Source organism: Lactobacillus sp. WILCCON 0149, from assembly GCF_057197965.1.
The window spans coordinates 1-565 of the sequence record NZ_JBUBHO010000036.1 but is presented as its reverse complement, the minus strand read 5'-3'; the positions used below and the strand labels follow the sequence as shown (position 1 = coordinate 565).

Genomic DNA, 565 nt, shown 5'->3' with positions numbered 1-565 from the left:
TTATCCAGTACACTGCGCCGCTATAGATTTAAAATTGCTAGCTCTACAAGATAGCAAACTGATGGCAATCTGATATCTTTTTGATGCAACTTACAGTTACAGGAGGTTGGCTATGTCCTACATTAAGGATTTCACCACGACATATTGTTTCGGTGACAAGAAATACAAGATCACGGCACCTGCCAGATTCGATGAGAAAACCAATCAGCCAATTTATGATGCTGAACTTGACGATCGAGCTACTGAGATGGCACGTAACGCTTATAGAGCTGACACAGGGCTTATCTATCCTAGTGAGATAAAAGCATTTAGGGATGCTGCCAAGCTCTCTCAGAGCGATTTAGCAACGCTGACAGGAATAACAGTTAATACCATTGCATTGTATGAAGCAGGTGCATTTCCGATTCCTAAACACAACGAACTTCTGAAGAAGCTAACCAGTAATGATGAGCTTCTAAAGCAGATCATCACCGATAATTCCAAGGACTTGCCTAGTGAGCTTGTTTCTAAGATACTAGATTATCTGCACAACCATTAGGCCAATTTCTTATCTATATTATATGCT

At 40.5% G+C, this 565-nt stretch carries 1 protein-coding gene; it reads left to right on the top strand.

What is annotated here, in order from left to right; all coding sequences use genetic code 11:
* The first annotated feature begins 112 nt into the window (after positions 1 to 112).
* Positions 113 to 538 (top strand): helix-turn-helix domain-containing protein, encoded by a 426-nt coding sequence (locus ACYVUV_RS12360; RefSeq protein ID WP_484499580.1) that lies wholly within the window; start codon positions 113 to 115, stop codon positions 536 to 538.
* Positions 539 to 565: the final 27 nt, after the last annotated feature.